The sequence below is a fragment of the Sphingomonas sp. Ant20 genome (assembly GCF_000783375.1).
GTDB classification, from domain to species: Bacteria; Pseudomonadota; Alphaproteobacteria; order Sphingomonadales; family Sphingomonadaceae; genus Sphingomonas; species Sphingomonas aerolata.
This window is the reverse complement of sequence record NZ_JRVI01000026.1, coordinates 16,156-35,293: the sequence shown is the minus strand read 5'-3', so window position 1 is coordinate 35,293 and position 19,138 is coordinate 16,156. Positions and strand designations below refer to the sequence as shown.

The 19,138-nt window shown below is 66.8% G+C and carries 20 protein-coding genes and 3 pseudogenes; 9 read left to right on the top strand and 14 right to left on the bottom strand.

What is annotated here, in order from left to right; genetic code table 11:
- Positions 1-136: 136 nt before the first annotated feature.
- From NI18_RS05660 to NI18_RS05640, 5 genes are all read right to left on the bottom strand, one after another.
- The gene (locus NI18_RS05660; RefSeq protein ID WP_031393980.1) at positions 137-448 is read right to left on the bottom strand and encodes a hypothetical protein; all 312 of its coding nucleotides are present in this window, start codon (positions 446-448) and stop codon (positions 137-139) included.
- Between the two features lie 379 nt (positions 449-827).
- Positions 828-1,424 carry a 50S ribosomal protein L9 gene (rplI, locus tag NI18_RS05655; RefSeq protein ID WP_031440825.1) on the bottom strand — a complete coding sequence of 199 codons (597 nt, stop codon included), beginning with the start codon at positions 1,422-1,424 and terminating at the stop codon, positions 828-830.
- Between the two features lie 11 nt (positions 1,425-1,435).
- On the bottom strand, positions 1,436-1,660 hold the full coding sequence (gene rpsR / locus NI18_RS05650) for a 30S ribosomal protein S18 (RefSeq protein ID WP_031393978.1): 225 nt from the start codon (positions 1,658-1,660) through the stop codon (positions 1,436-1,438).
- A 2-nt stretch (positions 1,661-1,662) separates the two neighbouring features.
- A complete protein-coding gene (rpsF, locus tag NI18_RS05645) occupies positions 1,663-2,097 on the bottom strand; it encodes a 30S ribosomal protein S6 (protein WP_031393977.1) in 435 nt (144 codons plus the stop codon).
- A gap of 331 nt (positions 2,098-2,428) precedes the next feature.
- Positions 2,429-2,785 carry an RcnB family protein gene (locus NI18_RS05640; protein WP_037528667.1) on the bottom strand — a complete coding sequence of 119 codons (357 nt, stop codon included), beginning with the start codon at positions 2,783-2,785 and terminating at the stop codon, positions 2,429-2,431.
- 194 nt (positions 2,786-2,979) lie between these two features.
- Between NI18_RS05640 and fabD the strand changes: the two genes are divergently transcribed.
- The 6 genes and pseudogenes from fabD (at position 2,980) to mltG (ending at position 7,980) form a co-directional block, all read left to right on the top strand.
- Complete coding sequence (gene fabD / locus NI18_RS05635; RefSeq protein WP_037528665.1) at positions 2,980-3,939, top strand: ACP S-malonyltransferase; 960 nt, start codon at positions 2,980-2,982, stop codon at positions 3,937-3,939.
- A 27-nt stretch (positions 3,940-3,966) separates the two neighbouring features.
- Positions 3,967-4,419, top strand: coding sequence for a GxxExxY protein (locus tag NI18_RS05630; protein ID WP_128082089.1), 453 nt, complete (start codon positions 3,967-3,969; stop codon positions 4,417-4,419).
- A complete protein-coding gene (fabG, locus tag NI18_RS05625; RefSeq protein WP_031440821.1) occupies positions 4,398-5,135 on the top strand; it encodes a 3-oxoacyl-[acyl-carrier-protein] reductase in 738 nt (245 codons plus the stop codon). Before NI18_RS05630 ends, fabG begins: the two co-directional genes overlap by 22 nt.
- A gap of 160 nt (positions 5,136-5,295) precedes the next feature.
- Complete coding sequence (locus NI18_RS05620; RefSeq protein ID WP_031393971.1) at positions 5,296-5,532, top strand: acyl carrier protein; 237 nt, start codon at positions 5,296-5,298, stop codon at positions 5,530-5,532.
- Positions 5,533-5,653: 121 nt separating this feature from the next.
- Positions 5,654-6,916 (top strand): beta-ketoacyl-ACP synthase II, encoded by a 1,263-nt coding sequence (gene fabF, locus NI18_RS05615; protein ID WP_037528671.1) that lies wholly within the window; start codon positions 5,654-5,656, stop codon positions 6,914-6,916.
- Positions 6,917-7,012: 96 nt separating this feature from the next.
- Positions 7,013-7,980, top strand: a pseudogene (gene mltG, locus NI18_RS05610) (endolytic transglycosylase MltG).
- Positions 7,981-8,231: 251 nt separating this feature from the next.
- On the opposite strand, the gene eda reads toward mltG, so the two are convergent.
- The 7 genes and pseudogenes from eda to NI18_RS05575 all read right to left on the bottom strand — a co-directional run bounded on the left by eda (position 8,232) and on the right by NI18_RS05575 (position 15,299).
- Positions 8,232-8,852 (bottom strand): bifunctional 4-hydroxy-2-oxoglutarate aldolase/2-dehydro-3-deoxy-phosphogluconate aldolase, encoded by a 621-nt coding sequence (gene eda / locus NI18_RS05605; RefSeq protein WP_037528662.1) that lies wholly within the window; start codon positions 8,850-8,852, stop codon positions 8,232-8,234.
- Positions 8,849-9,816 (bottom strand): annotated as a pseudogene (glk, locus tag NI18_RS05600) (glucokinase). Before glk ends, eda begins: the two are co-directional and overlap by 4 nt.
- Before the next feature lie 88 nt (positions 9,817-9,904).
- Positions 9,905-11,719 carry a phosphogluconate dehydratase gene (gene edd, locus NI18_RS05595; protein WP_037528660.1) on the bottom strand — a complete coding sequence of 605 codons (1,815 nt, stop codon included), beginning with the start codon at positions 11,717-11,719 and terminating at the stop codon, positions 9,905-9,907.
- Position 11,720: 1 nt separating this feature from the next.
- Positions 11,721-12,425 carry a 6-phosphogluconolactonase gene (gene pgl, locus NI18_RS05590; RefSeq protein ID WP_031396120.1) on the bottom strand — a complete coding sequence of 235 codons (705 nt, stop codon included), beginning with the start codon at positions 12,423-12,425 and terminating at the stop codon, positions 11,721-11,723.
- 251 nt (positions 12,426-12,676) lie between these two features.
- Entirely contained in the window at positions 12,677-14,140 is a 1,464-nt protein-coding gene (gene zwf, locus NI18_RS05585; protein ID WP_037528659.1) for a glucose-6-phosphate dehydrogenase, read from the bottom strand.
- 23 nt (positions 14,141-14,163) lie between these two features.
- Positions 14,164-15,093: an N-acetyl-gamma-glutamyl-phosphate reductase gene (gene argC, locus NI18_RS05580; protein WP_037528657.1), complete on the bottom strand. Its 930-nt coding sequence runs from the start codon at positions 15,091-15,093 to the stop codon at positions 14,164-14,166.
- Positions 15,090-15,299 (bottom strand): SH3 domain-containing protein, encoded by a 210-nt coding sequence (locus tag NI18_RS05575; protein WP_037528655.1) that lies wholly within the window; start codon positions 15,297-15,299, stop codon positions 15,090-15,092. Before NI18_RS05575 ends, argC begins: the two co-directional genes overlap by 4 nt.
- Positions 15,300-15,311: 12 nt before the next feature.
- Between NI18_RS05575 and NI18_RS26560 the strand changes: the two genes are divergently transcribed.
- Positions 15,312-15,449 (top strand): hypothetical protein, encoded by a 138-nt coding sequence (locus tag NI18_RS26560; RefSeq protein ID WP_306286252.1) that lies wholly within the window; start codon positions 15,312-15,314, stop codon positions 15,447-15,449.
- 9 nt (positions 15,450-15,458) lie between these two features.
- Here NI18_RS26560 and NI18_RS05570 read toward each other — a convergent pair whose 3' ends face one another.
- Complete coding sequence (locus NI18_RS05570) at positions 15,459-15,776, bottom strand: MarR family transcriptional regulator (RefSeq protein WP_031395049.1); 318 nt, start codon at positions 15,774-15,776, stop codon at positions 15,459-15,461.
- A gap of 233 nt (positions 15,777-16,009) precedes the next feature.
- Here NI18_RS05570 and secG point away from each other — a divergent pair, with 233 nt between their 5' ends.
- Positions 16,010-16,402 (top strand): preprotein translocase subunit SecG, encoded by a 393-nt coding sequence (gene secG, locus NI18_RS05565; protein ID WP_031395050.1) that lies wholly within the window; start codon positions 16,010-16,012, stop codon positions 16,400-16,402.
- 83 nt (positions 16,403-16,485) lie between these two features.
- Positions 16,486-18,121: pseudogene (locus NI18_RS05560) on the top strand (CTP synthase).
- 362 nt (positions 18,122-18,483) lie between these two features.
- Here the strand turns inward: NI18_RS05560 and NI18_RS05555 are convergent.
- The gene (locus NI18_RS05555; RefSeq protein ID WP_031440813.1) at positions 18,484-18,948 is read right to left on the bottom strand and encodes an Hsp20 family protein; all 465 of its coding nucleotides are present in this window, start codon (positions 18,946-18,948) and stop codon (positions 18,484-18,486) included.
- Positions 18,949-19,138: the final 190 nt, after the last annotated feature.

Genomic DNA, 19,138 nt, shown 5'->3' with positions numbered 1-19,138 from the left:
GCGCCAGCGCCAGGCCGGCAAGCGCCGCCGCCCGGTACCGTCCCGGTAACAGCCCTCTCACGCGCAAGATCCTCTCACGATGGCGATCCTGCGCGGCGAAAGCCGTCCCGGGTATTGGCATGGAGCAGGGTCAGGCTCAGCCGCGCGGCTTGCGCTGGCGCTGCTGCATCTGCTGCTGCATCTTCTGCTCCATGCCGTCGACGCGACCGTTGATCTGGTCGATCCGCTGGCCGTTCTGCTGCGCCTGGCCGGCTGCGGCCTGGGCCTGGGTCAGCGCCTCGCCCGACGTGCCCTCGACGGTCCGCAGGCGGCCGTCCATGCCGTCGATGCGCGTGTTGACGGTCGCGATCTGCTCGCGGACAAAGCCCTTGGTGGCGCAACCGCCCAGCCCGATCGACCCGATCAGCAGGAGGGCAACCGTCGGATATTTCTGGAGACTCGTACGCATTTTCTTAACCTTTCCAAAAACTGGAACCTGCACACAGCGATCACAATCGCGCGCTGACAATCGATTTTGGCCAGAATGTGCGTCTTCTGCGGTGGAGCAGGGGGCGGGGTGAATGCCGCCGGTTCGCCGCGCCGCGCGGTTCATCTGCCCGCAACCTTTCGCCGGCCTTGGGCATTATCGCCGCATCCCATTTCATAGAGTTCGCCGGCCATGAAACAGATCCTCCCCGTCATCTTCGCGCTCGTCCCCCTCGCCGCGATGGTCGGCGCCTGCGTCACCTGCCCCTGAGCCGCTGGCGTTCCTGCCGCGGACATGAAAAAGGCCCGCCCGGATCGCTCCGGACGGGCCTTTTTCGTGTCGGCCAGGAAAGGCGAGGGGGTTAGCCCTGTGCCTCTTCCTCCTGGTCGCGCGGGGCTTCGGCGGTCGCGCCGGGCTCTGCGTTCGGATCGTAATCCTCGACGAAGCCAGCCTCGTCACGCTCGAACATCGACGACATGACGTCGACGCCCTGAGCCTGCATCTCGGCTTCTTCCGGCGACCGGGCGACGTTGACCTTGACGGACACCGACACCTCGGGGTGGAGTGCAACCTTGACGGTGTACACGCCGATCGCCTTGATCGGCTTGTCGAGCACGATCGCCGACTTGCCGACCTTGTGACCATCGGCCACCAGCGCATCGACCAGATCGCGAACCGCGACCGAGCCGTAGAGCTGACCGGTGTTCGACGCCTGACGGATCAGGGTCACGCTCGCGTCGGTGAAGGTCTTCGCTTCGGTCTCGGCATCGGCACGGCGCGATGCGTTGTCCGACTCGATCCGCGCACGGTTCGCTTCGAAAACCTTGCGGTTGGCTTCGTTCGAACGAAGCGCCTTCTTGTTCGGGAGAAGGAAGTTACGGGCATAGCCGTCCTTGACCTTCACCACGTCGCCGATGGCGCCGAGCTTTTCGACGCGCTCAAGCAGAATGACGTCCATGGGGGCGCTCCTTACTTAACGATGTAGGGCAGCAGGCCCAGATGACGCGCACGCTTGATGGCCTGGGCCAGTTCGCGCTGCTTCTTTGCGGCCACCGAAGTGATACGCGACGGGACGATCTTGCCACGCTCGGACACGAAGCCCTGCAGCAACCGGACGTCCTTATAGTCAATCCGGGGAGCGTCTTTGGCAGAGAACGGGCAGCTCTTGCGGCGGCGGAAGAATGGACGTGCCATGATTATTCAGCTCCCTCTTCGCGGTCACGACGGGGACCACGGTCCGGACGATCGCCGCGGTCAGGACGGCCTTCACGGCCACCTTCGCGGTCGCCACGACGCTCACGGTCGCGGTCCGACTTGCGCATCATCACGGTCGGGCCCTCTTCGAGCGTGTCGACCTTGACCGTCATGTAACGGATGATGTCTTCGTTGATCTGCGTCTGGCGCTCCAGCTCTGCGATCACGTTGCCCGGGGCATCGATCTCGAGCATCACATAGTGCGCCTTGCGGTTCTTGGCGATCTTGTACGCCAGCGAACGCAGGCCCCAGTTCTCGGTCTTTACGACCCGACCTTCGTTGTCGTTCACGATCTTGGTGGCGATTTCCGCCAGAGCGTCCACCTGCGCCTGTGCCAGATCCTGGCGCGCAAGGAACACGTGCTCGTAAAGAGCCATGTCTTGTCCTTCGTCTTGGCCGATCGCTGATACACGCCCCATGCGTGCACCCCTCCGGCTGTCGTCTAGAATGCAAACCGGGGCAAGGGACGCGAATCCCTCACCCCGGTTGCGATGGCCCTTACCCGATTGACGGGGAAAGGCAAGGTGTCCGTCCGTCTTCCCAACCCCTTCCGTCATCCGCTCCCTCGTCCGTCATCCTGACGAAAGTCAGGATCCAGAGTAACGGAGCGCCGCCCTGTCTGACCTGGATCCTGACTTTCGTCAGGATGACGGGGTATATCGAGGACGGCGCTCATCTCAGGATGACTATGTAGTGGAGGCCCGGACCTTACCGGAACGCGCCACCACGCACCTGGACCACATTGCCGCGGCCGTTGACCAGCAGCGCGTCACGACCCGAACGGACCCACTGGCTGCCACGCGGCGGGGCGGCGAGGCGATAGTTGCGGTACGTCGTGATCACCCGGTAGTTCTGCGCATAGCGGCGGTCGAACCGCTGGCCGGTGCGGAAATTGCGATACTGGTTCGGGCGGACGGTGGTCCGCTTGGTGACGACGGTGCGGCCATTGTTGTTCTGGCGCACGGTGGTCACTTCGCGGCGCTGCTGCGCCTCGGCCGGAGCGGCGGCCAGCAGCGGGCTGGCGACGAGGGTGGCGGCAAGCGCGCTGAGGATGAACGTCTTCATGATACTCTCCCGTTGAAACACGGCGCCGATGCTGCGGCGTCCTCCATAATCTGGGGGCCGCTTGTCGCAGGCGCTTGTCGCCGGCGTCGCGAATTGGTCGCATTTTGTCGCAAACCCGCCGGGTCCGTTCAGGTTCGCGCGGTTGCAACTCGGGCCACACCTTTCTAGTCCGCCCGCTTCAAAGAGGAGAGGTCATGCGCGCGTTCATCTTCCCCGGCCAGGGGAGCCAGTCTGTCGGCATGGGCAATGCGCTCGCCGACGCCAGCGCCACCGCGCGCGAGGTCTTCGCCGAAGTCGACGAGGCGCTCGGCCAGAATCTGTTCCGGCTGATGAGCGAGGGGCCCGCCGACGAGCTGCTCCTCACCGAGAATGCGCAGCCCGCGATCATGGCGAACGCGATCGCCACGCTGCGCGTCGCCGAGAAGGAGGGCGGTCTGCGCCTCGCCGACAAGGCCGACTATGTCGCCGGGCACAGCCTCGGCGAATATACCGCGCTGTGCGCCGCGGGCGCGCTCGACCTGTCGACCACCGCGCGGCTGCTGAAGCTGCGCGGCCGGGCGATGCAGGCGGCGGTGCCGGTGGGCGAGGGCGCGATGGCCGCGCTGCTCGGCACCGACCTCGAAAAGGCGCAGCTGATCGCGGGCGCCGCGGTCGATTCGATCCTCGCCGAGGGCGGGGCCGAGCTGGTCTGCACCGTCGCCAACGACAATGACCCGTCGCAGGTCGTGATCTCGGGCCACCGCCTCGCGATCGAGAAGGCGATCGCGCTCGCCAAGGATCTCGGTGCCAAGCGCGCGGTGCTGCTCCCGGTCTCCGCGCCGTTCCACTGCCCGCTGATGCAGCCCGCCGCCGAGGCGATGGAAGCCGCGCTCCTCGACGCCGACCTCCGCGCGCCGCTGGTGCCGGTGTTCGCCAATGTCGACGCGGTCGCCGTCGCCAACCCCGGCGCGATCCGCCACCTGCTCGTCCAGCAGGTCACCGGCATGGTCCGCTGGCGCGAATCGGTACTCGCGATGCACGCAGCCGGCGTCGGCCACTTCGTCGAATTCGGCGGCAAGGTCCTAGCCCCCATGGTAAAACGCACCGCCCCCGACGCCGAAACCACCAGCGTCATCACGATGGACGACATCGAGGATTTCGTGAAGAAGATGTAATTCACGCAAAGGCGCAAAGGCGCGAAGATGATGGATATCGAGGCTGCCGCTTCTGACGTCATTAACGTGTCTCTGCGCCTTCACCGCGAACTGGGCCCAGGCTTGCTCGAGAGCGTCTACGAAACTGTTCTGGCGTCCAAGCTCACCACTCTGGGCTATCAGGTCGAGCGGCAGCGACCTGTTTCGATCGAGTTCGAAGGCCTGCACTTCGATGCGGCATTTCGGATCGACCTCATCATCGGCAATCGACTGCTCGTCGAAATCAAATCCGTCGAGCGGCTGAACGCCGCTCATGCAAAGCAATTGCTGACCTATTTGCGACTTACCAGGCAGCCACTTGGGCTGCTGATCAACTTCGGAGGCGAAACGCTGAAGGAGGGGCTCCGTCGGATCGTCAACGGCTACACCCCCCTTCGCGCCATCGCGCCTTCGCGTGAACCAAATTATTGGAGACTAGAATGTTCGACCTCACAGGCATGACCGCCCTCGTCACCGGCGCATCGGGCGGGATCGGGTCCGAGATCGCCCGAGCCCTAGCCGCACAGGGCGCGCGCCTCGCCATATCCGGCTCCAACGCCGCCAAGCTCGACGCCTTCCTCGCCACCCTCGGCGGCGACCATGTCGCGCTGCCCTGCGACCTGTCCGACCCCGCCGCGGTCGACGCGCTCGTCCCCCAGGCGGTGGAGAAGCTCGGCAAGATCGACATTCTCGTCAACAATGCCGGCGTCACCCGTGACAATCTCGCGATGCGGATGAAGGACGACGAGTGGGACAGCGTCATCCGCGTCAACCTCGAGGCCGCGTTCCGCCTGATGCGCGCCGCCGCCAAGCCGATGATGAAGGCGCGCTTCGGCCGGATGATCTCGGTCACATCGATCGTCGGCGTCACCGGCAATCCGGGCCAGGCCAATTACGCCGCGTCGAAGGCGGGGCTGATCGGCATGTCGAAATCGATGGCGCAGGAGCTCGCCAGCCGCGGCATCACCGTCAACTGCGTCGCCCCCGGCTTCATCACCTCGCCGATGACCGACGCGCTCCCCGACGCGCAGAAGACCGCGCTGACGACCAAGATTCCGGCCGGCCGGCTGGGCGAGGGCGCGGACATCGGCGCCGCGATCGTCTATCTCGCCAGCCGCGAGGCGGGCTATGTCACCGGGCAGACGCTCCACGTGAATGGCGGGATGGCGATGATCTGACGTCACGGATCCGCGGCATGAGCCGGGCTAACGCCCGGTTTTCGCCCGCAATCGCGCAAAGCGACCCGGCAAGGCGATGAACTGACCCTTGCCACGAAACGGACCCCGTTCTACGGGCGTCAGGAACTGGTAAAAACCCCCAAAGATAGAGGGAACGAACATGAGCGAGACCGCAGACCGCGTGAAGAAGATCGTCGTCGAGCATCTCGGCGTCGAAGCCGACAAGGTGACCGAAGATGCGAGCTTCATCGACGATCTGGGTGCCGACAGCCTCGACATCGTCGAGCTGGTCATGGCGTTCGAAGAAGAATTCGGCGTCGAGATCCCTGACGACGCGGCCGAGAAGATCGCGACCGTCAAGGACGCGATCACCTATATCGACGAGCACAAGGCCTGATCAGGGCTTGAGGTCCGATCCGTCGGGCTTGCCCTGGTGGCTATGATCTGAGCGGCTCCCCGTCCTTGGGCTAAGAGGGCGGGGAGCCGTTTCGTTTTGGAAGCATGTGGAGTTTGAGGTCATGCGGCGTGTCGTCGTAACCGGGCTAGGCCTGGTCACCCCCCTGGGGGCCGATGTTGAAACGGCTTGGGCGAACATTCTCGCCGGCAAGTCGGGGGCGGGCCCGATCACCCGGTTCGATGCGTCGGACCAGGTCTGTCGCATCGCCTGCGAGGTGAAGCCCGCAGACCATGAATATGGCTTCGATCCCGCCAAGCGCGTCGACCACAAGGTCCAGCGCCAGGTCGATCCCTTCATCATCTACGGCATCGACGCCGCGGGCCAGGCGCTCGAAGACGCCGGCCTGACCGAGATGACGGTCGAGGAAAGCTGGCGCGCGGGCGTGTCGATCGGCTCGGGCATCGGCGGCCTGCCGGGCATCGAGAGCGAATCGATCGTCCTCCACACCAAGGGGCCGCGCCGCGTCTCGCCGCACTTCGTCCATGGCCGTCTGATCAACCTGATCTCGGGTCAGGTCTCGATCAAATATGGTCTGCGCGGACCCAACCATGCGGTCGTCACCGCCTGCTCGACCGGGGCGCATGCGATCGGCGACGCCGCGCGGATGATCGCGATGGACGATGCCGACGTGATGCTCGCGGGCGGCGCGGAGGGCACCGTCTGCCCGCTCGGCATCGCCGGCTTCGCCCAGGCGCGCGCACTGTCGACCAACTTCAACGATTCGCCCGAAAAGGCTTCGCGTCCCTATGACAAGGACCGCGACGGCTTCGTGATGGGCGAGGGCGCGGGCGTGCTCGTGCTCGAGGAATATGAACACGCCAAGGCGCGTGGCGCGAAGATCTATGCCGAGGTGATCGGCTATGGCCTGTCGGGCGACGCGTACCATGTCACCGCACCGCATCCCGAAGGCGACGGCGCGTTCCGTTCGATGCAGATGGCGATCAGGAAGTCGGGCCTCAAGCTCGAGGACATCGACTACATCAACGCGCACGGCACCTCGACGCCGATGGGCGACGAGCTCGAACTCGGCGCGGTCCGCCGGCTGTTCGGCGATGCGATCTCGGGCCTGTCGATGTCGTCGACCAAGTCGGCGATCGGGCATCTGCTCGGCGGCGCCGGCGCGGTCGAGAGCATTTTCTGCATCCTCGCGCTGCGCGACCAGATCGTGCCGCCGACGCTCAACCTCGACAATCCGAGCGACAGCTGCATCGGCGTCGACCTCGTGCCGCACGTCGCCAAGAAGCGCGAAGTCCGCGCGGTGCTGAACAACTCGTTCGGCTTCGGCGGCACCAACGCCTCGCTGGTGATGACGCTGGTCAAGTAACCTGTTCCCCCGGCGAAGGCCGGGGTCCAGTTGGGTGAATGGTGCTTTTATCGGAGGGCCTGCCCAACTGGGCCCCGGCCTCCGCGGGGAACGTTAATGCGCAAGGTCGGCTGTTTCGGAGTGATTCTCGCCCTCGTGGCGATCGTCGCGCTGTTCCTCGTCGTCCAGGGCTGGGGCGGCGCCGGCCCGGCCGCGCGCACGCTCACCGTCCAGGTCGCGCAGGGGTCAAGCCTCGCCGCCGCCGCGACCGAGCTCGAAAAGGCCGGCGCGATCCGCTCCGCCAGCCGCTTCCGCCTCTACGCCCGCATCTTCGGCTCGGGCGATCCGATCAAGGCGGGCGAATACCGCATCCCCGCAAACGCCAGCCCGTCCGACATCCTGAAGCTGATGCAGGGCGGCAAGGTCGTCCAGCGGCTGGTCGCGGTCCCCGAGGGCTATCCCTCGGTCCTCGTCCACGACGCGCTGATGAAGGCCGACGGGCTGACCGGTACCGTGCCCGTCCCCGCCGAAGGCTCGATCCTGCCCGACAGCTATGCGTTCGAACGCGGCGACACGCGCGCCACGGTCGTCGCGCAGATGCAGTCGGCGATGACCGCCTATCTCGCCAAGGCCTGGGCGGCGCGCAAGCCGGGCATCGCGGTGGCGACCCCCGAACAGGCGATCATCCTCGCCTCGATCGTCGAGAAGGAAACCGGCAAGCCGTCCGAGCGTCGCATGGTCGCCGCGGTTTACGGCAACCGCCTGCGCGTCGGCATGCCGCTTCAGGCGGATCCGACCGTCATCTACCCGATCACCAAGGGTCGCCCGCTCGGCCGCCGCATCCTGCGTTCCGAACTGCAGGCGAAGAACGGCTACAACACCTATGCCAGCCCCGGCCTGCCGCTCGGCCCGATCGCCAATCCCGGCCGCGCCTCGATCGACGCGGTGCTCGACCCGGCGCAGACCCAGGCGCTGTATTTCGTCGCGGACGGCACCGGCGGCCATGTCTTCGCCGACACGCTCGACCAGCACAACGCCACGTCCGCAAATGGTACGCAATCCGCAAGGCCCGCGGCGAGATGTAATCGCCCCCTCGGCGCCTGACACCATGGCGCCGGGTCGCTCAGCCACCCCGTTCGTCCCGAGTAGCTGCTGAGCGAAGTCGAAGCGGCGTATCGAGGGACAATTGGCGCACGGGCCCCCTCCGTCGATACCCCCTCTTCGGATAAGCGGTGCTTCGATACGAGCCCTCGATACGCCCCATCGGGGCTACTCGGTCTCTACTCGGCACGAACGGGGAGGGGGAACGTGGGCACCAGTGCCGCACGTCCGATCCTTACCCCCGCAGCGCGTTGGCCGCGCGCGCCTTCATCTCGATCTCGGCCATCGTGCCCCCGGTCACCCAGCTCCCGCCGACGCACAGCACCGGCTTGAACGCGAGCCACTCGGGTGCGCTGGCCTCGGTGATCCCGCCGGTCGGGCAGAACCGCGCCTGGTAGAACGGCGCCGCCAGCGCCTTCAGCGCCTTCAGCCCGCCGCTCGCCTCAGCCGGGAAGAACTTGAAATGCGTGAGGCCGAGGTCGAGCCCGGTCATGATGTCCGCCGCATTGGCGATGCCCGGCAGGAACGGCACGCCGCTCTCGATGATCGGCGTCGCGAGCCGCTCGGTCAGGCCGGGCGAGACGATGAACTCGGCGCCCGCGTCCATCACCTCGGCGAACTGGCGCGTGTTGACGACGGTGCCCGCACCGACGATCGCGCCCTCGACCTTCTTCATCTCGGCGATCGCCTCGAGCGCGGCGCCGGTGCGCAGCGTCACCTCGAGCACGCGCAGGCCGCCCGCGACCAGCGCCTCGGCGAGCGGACGGGCGAGCGCCGCGTCCTCGATCACCAGCACCGGGATGACGGCGCTGGTCTGCATGATGTTTGCAATAGTGGGCAAGGCTGTGGCGGTCATTGCGTGTGTTCCTGTGCGAAGGCAGCCGCGGCGCGAACAGGCCGGGCTGGGGATGGGTGATCAGCTTGACGGGCATCGCCGCCATCATCGTCTGGAACCGCCCCTTGGCGACGAAGCGCTGGTCGAAGCCCGAGCGGACCAGACGGTCCTTGATCCGGAAGCCGAGCCCGCCCGCGATCACCACCGCCTTGGCGCCCTGCGCGAGCGCGAGATCGCCCGCCACCGCGCCGAGCGCGAGGCAGAAGCGGTCGAGCGCTGCGAGTGCGATCGAATCGGTGCCGTCGATCGCTTCGGTCCAGATCGTCCGGTCGTCGCGGCTGGGCACCGAACGCCCCTCCATCTCGGCGAGCGTCTCGTAGATCGCGACGATCCCCGGCCCGGCGACGACGCGCTCGGCCGACACGCGCGTGAAGGTCTTGCGCAGCCGCTTGAGCAGCGCGTCCTCGATCCCGTCGAGCGGCGCGAAGTCCATGTGACCGCCCTCGGTCTCCAGCACCTGGTACCGGTCGCGGTGCCGCAGCAGCTGTGCGACGCCCAGGCCGGTGCCCGGTCCGCAGATCGTCGTGATCCCCTCGGACGGCAGCGGCGTGTCGGGGCCGCACAGATGGATGAAGTCGCTGTCGGGGACCTGCGCGACGGCATGGCCGACCGCGCCGAAATCATTGACGACGACCCACTGGTCCGCGTTGAGCCGCTCGGTGATCAGCGACTTGCGGATGATCCACGGGTTGTTGGTCAGGCGGATCACGTCGTTGGCGACCGGCGACGCGACTGCGATGCCCAGCGCGCGGGGCAGGGGCCGTCCCAGCCCCGCCTCGAACGCCTGATAGGCGGTCTGCAGCGACGCATGATCCGCGGTCTTCATCGTCACCGGCTCGCCCAGCTTGACGACGCGGCCATTCTCGACCTCGGCAATCGCAAAGCGCGCATGCGTCCCGCCGATATCTGCCGCTACGATTTCCATTGGTCTCTCCCGATCCTTGATCTCTTATCGCCGTTCGTCCTGGGCGACGTCGAAGGACATCGCCCGGAACGAACGGTAGGCGCGGGCTCTAGAGCCCCGCGCCCGCCAGCATCGCCGACGCGCCCTTTTCGGCCTCGTCGGCCAGCCCGCGGAACATGCCGAACAGCTCGCGGCCCATGCCGCTGACCGCGGGCGGCAGCGTCACCATCTCGCGCGTCGCCCACACGTCCGCATCGACCAGCGCTTCCAGCGTGCCGTTGACCGCATCGACGCGGATCATGTCGCCGTCGCGGATCAGCCCGATCGCGCCGTCGAGCAGCGCTTCCGGCGAGCAATGGATCGCGCACGGCACCTTGCCGCTCGCACCCGACATGCGGCCATCGGTGACCAGCGCCACCTTGAACCCGCGATTCTGCAGCACGCCCAGCGGCGGGGTCAATTTGTGCAGCTCGGGCATGCCGTTCGCGCGCGGCCCCTGGAAGCGGACGACGACGACGACGTCCTTTTCCAGCTCGCCGCGCTTGAACGCCTCGATCACGTCGAGCTGGTCGTCGAACACCATTGCGGGCGCCTCGACGATCCAGCGCTCGCGTTCGACCGCGGACACCTTGATGCACGCGCGGCCGATATTGCCCGCGAGGATCCGCATGCCGCCATCTGCCGAGAAGGGCGCGGTGGCCGGACGCAGGATCGTCTCGTCACCGCTGTCGGGCGTGTCGCGCCATTCGAGCGCACCGTCCGCGACGACCGCGGTCTTGGCATAGGCCGACAGGTCCTGCCCGCCGATCGTCATGATGTCGCCGTGGAGCAGCCCTTCGCCCAGCAGTTCGCGGATCACATAGGGCATGCCGCCCGCCGCCTCGAACGCGTTCACGTCCGCCGAGCCATTGGGATAGACACGCGCGATCAGCGGCACCGCCGCCGACAGGCGATCGAAATCCTCCCAGTCGATCACGATCCCCGCCGCACGCGCGATCGCGGGGACGTGGAGCAGATGGTTGGTCGAGCCGCCCGTCGCGAGCAGGCCGACCGCCGCGTTCACGATCGCGCGCTCGTCGACGCAGCGGCCGAGCGGCCGGTAATCGTCGCCGCGCGCCCCGATCTTCGCGAGCCTATGGACCGCCGCGCGCGTCAGTTCCTGGCGCAGCTTGGTACCCGGATTGACGAACGCCGCGCCCGGCATGTGGAGGCCCATGACCTCCATCATCATCTGGTTGGTGTTGGCGGTGCCATAGAAGGTGCAGGTGCCCTTCGAATGATAGGCGCCGATCTCCGCCTCGAGCAGTTCCTCGCGGCCGACCAGCCCTTCGGCGAACTTCTCGCGCACCGCGGCCTTGGCCTTGTTGGGCAGCCCGGTCGGCATCGGCCCGCCCGGGATCAGCACCATCGGCAGATGCCCGAAGCGCAGCGCGCCCATCAGCAGCCCCGGCACGATCTTGTCGCAGATGCCGAGCAGCGCCGCGCCCTCGAACGTGCCGTGGCTCAGCGCGATCGCGGTCGACAGCGCGATCGTGTCGCGGCTGAACAGCGACAGCTCCATCCCCGGATAGCCCTGCGTCACGCCGTCGCACATCGCCGGCACGCCGCCCGCGACCTGCGCGGTTGCGCCGGCCTCGCGCGCCCAGACCTTCATCAGTTCGGGATAGCGGTAATAGACCGCATGCGCCGACAGCATGTCGTTATACGCCGTCACGATGCCGATGTTCATGCCGGCATCGGCCTTCATCGCATCGCGGTCCTCCTCGGTCCCCGCATAGGCATGCGCGAGGTTCGCGCAGCCCAGCGACGGCCGGCGCACCTGCGCCTCGCCCTCGCGGTCGATCAGCGCGAGATAGGCGGCGCGGCTGTCGCGCGACCGTTCGATGATCCGGTCGGTGACCGCGGAGACGACGGCGTTCAGCATCTCAGGCGGCCCAGTGGATGTCGACGGGCAGCTCGACCTCGGCCAGCACGCGCCCGATCGGATATTTGGACGACGGACCCTGCTCGATCGCCTGTTCGAGCAGCGTCTTCTTCTCCTCGCCGGTGATCATGATCATCAGCGCCTTGGACGACGCGATCGCCGCGGCGGACAGGGTGACGCGCGCGACCGGGGCCTCGGGCGGCAGCGGCTCGGGCATCACGCCCACCGCGCGGCGTTCCTTGGGACCGCTCAGCGCCTCGTCGAAATCGGGGCCGGGGAAGATCGACGCGGTATGGCCGTCGGTGCCCATGCCCAGCAGGCAGAAGTCGAGCGGCCAGTGCAGGTCCTGCATCAGCGCATCCGCCGAGCGGCCAGCGGCCTTATAGTCGGAGATCGCATCGGGGACGATCGGCTTCACCCGCGCCCCCTTAGGCAGGAAGATCTTGGCGAGCGCGGTGACGTTCGACATCGGATCGCCCAGCTTCACGATCCGCTCGTCGCCGGGAATGATCGTGACCTTCTTCCAGTCGAGCTTGGCCTGGGCGAGCTTCTCATACGCCGCCATCGGCGTCTTGCCGCCCGCCAGCGCGATCACCGCCGAGCCGCGCGCGTCGAGCGCGCTCTCGATGACGAACTGGATGTCGCCGGCAACCGCGGCTGCGAGCTCCTCGGTGTCCTCGTAATCCCACCATTCGATCTCGGTCATATGCTCAAACTCACTTAGAAATTAGTGTTCGTGCCCAACAGTTCAGGTCGTGTCCGCCAGTCCCGTTCGCACCCAGCAGTCCCGTTCCTACTCAGCGGCCCGTTCGTACCGACCAGTCCCGTTCGTGCCGAGTAGGGATCGAGCGAAGCCGAGAGCCCGTATCGAGGTACAATGCCACAACCGGGCCGATCCCTCGATACGCCATCTCGACAAGCTCGACGGCTACTCGGGACGAACGGAGGAAAACATGCTCAGTCGTCCTGCCAGGTCACGCCGTCGCGCTCGGTCAGCGCGATCGCGGCGGACGGGCCCCAGCTGCCCGACGGATAGCTTTTGGGCTTCATTCCGTTCGCTTTCCAGCCCTCGCGGATCGCATCGATCCAGGTCCACTGCGCCTCGACCTCGTCACGCCGCACGAACAGCGTCTGGTCACCCTCGATCAGGTCGAGCAGCAGCCGCTCATAGGCGATCCGCCGGCGCGTGCCCGCAAACTCGGCGTCGAGGCTGAGGTTGAGCGGCACCTCGCGCAGCCGCACGCCCTCACGGTCGAGCCCCGGCTCCTTCGCCATCACCAGCAGCTGGACATGCTCTTCGGGCTGCAGGCGGATGATCAGCATGTTGGGCTGGAGCAGCCCGCCGCGGCCCGCGAACATCGAATGCGGCACCGCCTTGAACTGGATCGCGATCTCGCTGCCGCGTGCCGCCATCCGCTTGCCGGTGCGCAGGTAGAAGGGCACGCCCTGCCAGCGCCAGTTGTCGACATGCGCCTTGATCGCGACGAACGTCTCGGTGGTCGACGTCTGGCCGAGCTCCTCCGAATAGCTCTTCACGAACTTCCCGTTGACCGCGCCCTCGGCATATTGCCCGGTCACGGTGACGTGCGGCGCCTCCTCGGGCTTGATCAGCCGCAGCGATCGGAACACCTTCGACTTCTCGTCGCGCACGTCGGTGCCCTCGAACCGCGCGGGCGGCTCCATCGCGATCAGCGCGAGCAGCTGCAGGATATGGTTCTGCACCATGTCGCGCAGCGCGCCCGCGCTCTCGTAATAGCCCGCGCGTTCCTCCAGCCCGACCGTCTCGGAGATCGTGATCTGGACGTTGTCGATCCCTTGCGCATTCCACACCGGCTCGAAGAACGAGTTGCCGAAGCGCAGCGCGAGGATGTTCTGGACGGTTTCCTTGCCCAGATAATGATCGATCCGGTAAGTCCGGTTCTCGGGAAACGCCTTGGCGACCGCGTCGTTGATCTCGCGGCTCGTCGGCAGGTCGTAGCCCAGCGGCTTCTCGAGCCCGACGCGGACCGTCTCGCCCGCAAGCCCGACCTTGTGCAGCCCCTCGATCGCCGATTCGAACAGCGACGGCGCAGTCGACAGATAGATGGCGAGCCCGCCCGAAATGTCGCCGATCTTGTCCGCCAGCGGCTGGAAGCTCGCCGGATCGGACAGGTCGGTCGGCTGGTAATGCACGCGCTCGAGGAACGCGTCGATCGTCCCCGCATCCTTGCGATCGTCCTTCAGATACTCGTCGAGCGCGGCCCTCGCGAAGGTGCGATACGCCGCGTCGTCGTGATCGTGACGCGCCGCGCCGGTGATCGTCAGCCCCTCGGGCAGCAGCCCGTCGGCGTGCAGGCCATAGAGCGAGGGCAACAGCATCCGCTGCGCGAGATCGCCGGTGGCGCCGAACAGGAGCAGCTTGGCTACGGGATTACGGTGCATGAGAGCTCCTGGGTCAGTCGGTCTTACGAAACCAGACCGGCGACCGGGTCGACCCCGGCCATGATGTTGAGGTTCTGGACCGCGGCGCCGCCGGCGCCCTTGCCCAGATTGTCGAGTGTCGCGACCAGCCGCGCGTGACCGGTCGCATCGTTGCCGCAGACGCGCAACGTCAACCGGTCGGTTCCGGCATTTTCCTCGATCGCGATCGCCGCCGCATCGCCCGCCGCCACGGTCACGAGCGCCGCGCCGTCATAGGCCTGCCGCAGCACGTCCTCGACCGCCGCCAGCGTCGGCCGGCCGGGCAGGGCATGAAGGTGCAACGGCACCTCGACGACCATCCCGCGATAGGTGTTGGCGACCGCGGGCGCGAAGATCGGCGCATGCGTCAGCGCGGCATGCTGCGTCATCTCGGCGATGTGCTTGTGCGCAAGGCCCAGCGCATAGGCGCGGAACGCGGTCGGGGTGGCGCCGGCCCCCTCGAACTCCGCGATCATCGCCTTGCCGCCGCCCGAATAGCCCGACGTCGCGTTGACGCTCAGCGGATGGCCCGCCGGCAGCAGCCCGGCCGCGACCAGCGGCGCGACGAGCGCGAGGAAACCGGTCGGATAGCAGCCGGGGTTCGACACCCACATCGCCGCGGCGATCCGCGCGGCCTGGCCCGGCAGCTCGGCGAACCCATAGGTCCAGCCCGGCGCGACGCGGTGTGCGCTCGACGCGTCGATCACCCGCGTGCGGTCATTGTCGATCAGCGCGACCGCTTCGCGCGCGGCATCGTCGGGCAGGCAGAGGATGACGAAATCGGCATCGTTGAGCGCCGCGCGCCGTGCCGCGGGATCCTTGCGGTTCGCCTCGTCGAGCAACGCGATCCGGATGTCGGACCGCCCGGCGAGCCGGTCGCGGATCTCGAGCCCGGTGGTGCCCGCCGCACCGTCGATGAAGACCGTCGCGGTCATGCCGCCACCGCCTTGCCGTCCGGCAGGTCGAGCGCGTCGATCTCGACATAGCCGACAAGGCCGTGCGGCTGCGCGACGCCCCAGGCGGACGATCCCGCAATCTCGAGCACTTCGATCGTGTCGCCGACTGCCAGCGCGGTGACCGGATCGCTGGCCGTGTCGCGGCCCGCGCGCAGCGTCGCGGTGCGCGCGACCAGCCGGATCATCGGCACCGCATAATGCGGCGCGAAGACATGCTCGGCGAGGCGGATGTCGGCAATGTCGCGGCGGACCGCGTGCGTGCGCAGGTCGAGATCGACCGAACGCCCGGTCAGCGCGAAACTCTGGCGACGCGAGTCGCAGAATCACGCGGCTGAATGACGCCGTCAGGCTGTCGCGGCGCGGGGCGCGGCGTCGTTATCGCCGATGAACTGCCCGAATTCTTCAAGAAAATCTGCCCCTTCACTCGTCCGCGCGACGAAGATGTTGCGCTTGTCGCTATCGTCGCGTTGCCGGCGCAGATAGCCGAGGGCACCCAATCTGTTCAAGGCGCGCGTGACGACGGGCTTCGATACGTTCAGTGCACGCGCCAGACCGCGCACCGTATGCGGGCCGGGTTTGAGATAGACGAGCAGCAAAAGCGCCATCTGGCGATTGGTCAGATCCGGTTCACCCGAACGGACATAATCGACCAGAGCCGTCATCCACGTCGATAGAGTATTGACTGCCATTGATGCCACAGCGTTGATCCGCCATCTGAATTTCAGGGTCTACGTCCCGTTAAGGAACGTCATTACGCTGTCACAACGCCCGCCCGCACGGCTTGTTTCCGTGTGTTTCGGTGTCGTGTGCGATATCCGGAGCCCGGGATGCGGTTGATCGTTGCCGCCGGCTCGCCTATGTGCGCGGCTTCGTAAGTTCCGGGGTTTTCCGCGCAATGTTCGCCTTCCTGCTTGTCATCCACGCGATCATCGCGGCCGCCCTCGTCACCGTGATCCTCATGCAGCGGTCGGAAGGCGGCGGTCTGGGCATGGGCGGCAGTCCCTCGGGGCTGATGTCGGCCCGCGGCGCCGCCGATTTCCTGACGCGCGCAACGGGCGTGCTCGGGACGATGTTCGTGCTGTTCTCGATCCTGCTCGCGATCCTCGCGGCGAATCACCGCAGCACCGACATCGACACGTCGCTCGCCCGCACGCCGGCGGCCGCCGCCACCGCGGTTCCGACCGCGGAGCCCAAGGGCGATGCGGCACCGTTCGCCGGTGGTGCAGAGAATGCTGGCGCCGCCGCACCGGCGCCCGCCGACAATGGCGCGGTCCCGCTCGCCCGCTAAACACTCCATTCGCCGACAAAAGCGCCCTGCGTGATCCGCGGGCGCTTGTCGTTCGTCCCCACACACGCTACGAGACTCTTCCCATGGCTCGGTACATTTTCATCACCGGGGGCGTGGTATCGTCGCTCGGTAAAGGTCTCATGGCGGCATCGCTTGCCGCCCTCCTCCAGGCACGCGGCTACAGCGTCAGGATCCGGAAGTTCGATCCGTATCTGAACGTCGATCCCGGCACGATGTCGCCCTATCAGCACGGCGAGGTCTATGTGACCGACGACGGCGCCGAGACCGATCTCGACCTCGGTCACTATGAACGCTTCACCGGCGTGCCCTCGCGCCAGTCGGACAACGTCACTTCCGGCCGCATCTATCAGCAGATCATCGCGCGCGAACGCCGCGGCGACTATCTCGGCGCGACGGTGCAGGTCATCCCGCACGTCACCGACGCGATCAAGGCGTTCGCGCGCGCCGAGACCGACGATGTCGACTTCGTGCTCTGCGAGATCGGCGGCACCGTCGGCGACATCGAATCGCTCCCCTTCATCGAGGCGATTCGCCAGCTGAAGAACGAGGAAGGGCGCGGCAAGGCGATCAGCATCCACGTGACGCTCGTCCCCTATATCGCCGCCGCGGGCGAGCTGAAGACCAAGCCGACCCAGCATTCGGTCCGCGAACTCGCCGCCCTCGGCGTCCAGCCCGACGTGCTCGTCTGCCGCTGCGAACACCCGCTGCCGCCGTCGGAGCGCGCGAAGATCGCGCTGTTCTGCAATGTCCCCGCCAGTGCGGTCATCCCCGCGCTCGACGCGAAGAGCATCTATGCGGTGCCGCTCCAGTATCACGGCGAGGGCCTCGATATCGAAGTGCTGCGCGCGTTCGGGATCGAACCGGCCGCTGCGCCCGATTTGTCGCGCTGGACCGAGATCATGGACCGGCTGACCAATCCGCAGGGTGAGGTCACGATCGGCGTGGTCGGCAAATATGTCGGGCTGCAGGACGCCTACAAGTCGCTCAACGAGGCGCTGGTCCATGGCGGCATCGCCAACCGCGTCAAGGTCAACGTGCGCTGGATCGACGCCGAGCTGTTCGAGAATGCCGAAAGCGACATCGCCGGCCAGCTCGAGCCCTGCGACGCGATCCTCGTCCCCGGTGCGTTCGGCGAACGCGGCGCGGAGGGCAAGATCGCCTCGGTCAAGTTCGCGCGCGAACGCAAGATCCCCTATTTCGGGGATCTGCTTCGGGATGCAGATGGCGTGCGTCGAGGGCGCACGCGGTCTCGGCGGCGTCCCCGATGCCTCGTCGACCGAATTCGGCCCGACCGACAAGCCGGTGGTCGGCATGATCACCGAATGGATGGGCCGCGAGGGTCTCGAGACGCGCGCGGCCGAGGGCGATCTCGGCGGCACGATGCGGCTCGGCGCCTATGACGCCAAGCTCGACGGCAACAGCGTCGTCGCGGCGATCTATGGCGGCACCGACATCTCGGAACGCCATCGTCACCGCTACGAGGTGAATACGGGCTACAAGGACGTGCTCGAACAGGGCGGTCTGGTCTTCTCGGGCATGTCGCCCGACGGCACGCTGCCCGAGATCGTCGAGCGTCCCGACCATCCCTGGTTCGTCGGCGTCCAGTTCCACCCCGAACTCAAAAGCAAACCCTTCGACCCGCACCCCCTGTTCGCCAGCTTCATCGAAGCCGCCGTCAAACAGAGCCGCCTCGTCTGACCCGACCGGGCGCCCTCACGGCGCCCGCCAGAGCGAATATCGATCACGCGAAGGCGCAAAGGCGCAAAGGGACCCAGAATCTTAGCGCCTTCGCGCCTTCGCGCGAACAAAAACCCTCTCCGCACAGTCCGAACAGAAGAAGTGGTTCACGCGGAGACGCGAAGGCGCGGAGAGAAATCGTGGCCTACCGCAGTCGGCCTCACTCCGGTTCGCGCAGGAATTCATGAGGGCCGCGACGCGGCCAGGAAAATCTCCGCGCCTCCGCGCCTCCGCGCGAACAAATTCTTCTAAATCCGAACCCCAGACATCAAAAAGGCGCCCGGACCCCAAGGATCCGGACGCCCCGCAGCGCTGACCAAAAATCAGGCAGCCTGATCGACAGCAACCGTATCGACCGCAGCCAGCGGCGCGCCGGTCTTGATCGCGATGCTCTTCGGCTTCATCGCCTCGGGCACTTCGCGGACCAGGTCGATCACCAGCAGCCCGTCGTTCAGCCGCGCATCCTCCACCAGCACGAAGTCCGCCAGCTCGAACCGCCGCTCGAACGAGCGGTTGGCGATGCCGACATGGAGCAGCTGGCCCTCGGGCGCGCGCTCCTCCTTCTTGCCCGCGACCAGCAGCAGGTTCTGCTGCGCGGTGATCGCGATCTCGTCGCGCGAGAAGCCGGCGATCGCCAGCGTGATGCGGTAACGGTCCTGCGCGATCCGCTCGAGGTTGAACGGCGGGTAATTGTCGGACGTCGCGGCGCGCGCGTTCGTCTCGATCATGTCGAACAGCCGGTCGAACCCGACGGTCGAGCGGCGATAGGGGGTAAGGTCGAGTCGCATGGTCAAATCCTCGTCTTGAGCAATCCAACATCAGCCCTGGCCCGCCTGTGCGCGGCCCGGGCACACGGCCCATCAGGCGCCGTGCGGCAGTGATCTGGTCACCCCGCAAAAACCTTCAAGATCGCCCCGCCAAGATTTTTTAAAGGCCCTCGATAGCCCAGCTTTGCCCCCGCAAAGCCGTTCCCGATTG

Bases quoted from the DNA above. Each gene is read 5' to 3' on its own strand.
- NI18_RS05660 (WP_031393980.1), bottom strand. From the start codon at position 448: ATGCGTACGAGTCTCCAGAAATATCCGACGGTTGCCCTCCTGCTGATC.
- rplI (WP_031440825.1), bottom strand. From the start codon at position 1,424: ATGGACGTCATTCTGCTTGAGCGCGTCGAAAAGCTCGGCGCCATCGGC.
- rpsR (WP_031393978.1), bottom strand. From the start codon at position 1,660: ATGGCACGTCCATTCTTCCGCCGCCGCAAGAGCTGCCCGTTCTCTGCC.
- rpsF (WP_031393977.1), bottom strand. From the start codon at position 2,097: ATGGCTCTTTACGAGCACGTGTTCCTTGCGCGCCAGGATCTGGCACAG.
- NI18_RS05640 (WP_037528667.1), bottom strand. From the start codon at position 2,785: ATGAAGACGTTCATCCTCAGCGCGCTTGCCGCCACCCTCGTCGCCAGC.
- fabD (WP_037528665.1), top strand. From the start codon at position 2,980: ATGCGCGCGTTCATCTTCCCCGGCCAGGGGAGCCAGTCTGTCGGCATG.
- NI18_RS05630 (WP_128082089.1), top strand. From the start codon at position 3,967: ATGATGGATATCGAGGCTGCCGCTTCTGACGTCATTAACGTGTCTCTG.
- fabG (WP_031440821.1), top strand. From the start codon at position 4,398: ATGTTCGACCTCACAGGCATGACCGCCCTCGTCACCGGCGCATCGGGC.
- NI18_RS05620 (WP_031393971.1), top strand. From the start codon at position 5,296: ATGAGCGAGACCGCAGACCGCGTGAAGAAGATCGTCGTCGAGCATCTC.
- fabF (WP_037528671.1), top strand. From the start codon at position 5,654: ATGCGGCGTGTCGTCGTAACCGGGCTAGGCCTGGTCACCCCCCTGGGG.
- eda (WP_037528662.1), bottom strand. From the start codon at position 8,852: ATGACCGCCACAGCCTTGCCCACTATTGCAAACATCATGCAGACCAGC.
- edd (WP_037528660.1), bottom strand. From the start codon at position 11,719: ATGCTGAACGCCGTCGTCTCCGCGGTCACCGACCGGATCATCGAACGG.
- pgl (WP_031396120.1), bottom strand. From the start codon at position 12,425: ATGACCGAGATCGAATGGTGGGATTACGAGGACACCGAGGAGCTCGCA.
- zwf (WP_037528659.1), bottom strand. From the start codon at position 14,140: ATGCACCGTAATCCCGTAGCCAAGCTGCTCCTGTTCGGCGCCACCGGC.
- argC (WP_037528657.1), bottom strand. From the start codon at position 15,093: ATGACCGCGACGGTCTTCATCGACGGTGCGGCGGGCACCACCGGGCTC.
- NI18_RS05575 (WP_037528655.1), bottom strand. From the start codon at position 15,299: ATGATCCGGCTGGTCGCGCGCACCGCGACGCTGCGCGCGGGCCGCGAC.
- NI18_RS26560 (WP_306286252.1), top strand. From the start codon at position 15,312: ATGCGGCGCGAAGACATGCTCGGCGAGGCGGATGTCGGCAATGTCGCG.
- NI18_RS05570 (WP_031395049.1), bottom strand. From the start codon at position 15,776: ATGACGGCTCTGGTCGATTATGTCCGTTCGGGTGAACCGGATCTGACC.
- secG (WP_031395050.1), top strand. From the start codon at position 16,010: ATGTTCGCCTTCCTGCTTGTCATCCACGCGATCATCGCGGCCGCCCTC.
- NI18_RS05555 (WP_031440813.1), bottom strand. From the start codon at position 18,948: ATGCGACTCGACCTTACCCCCTATCGCCGCTCGACCGTCGGGTTCGAC.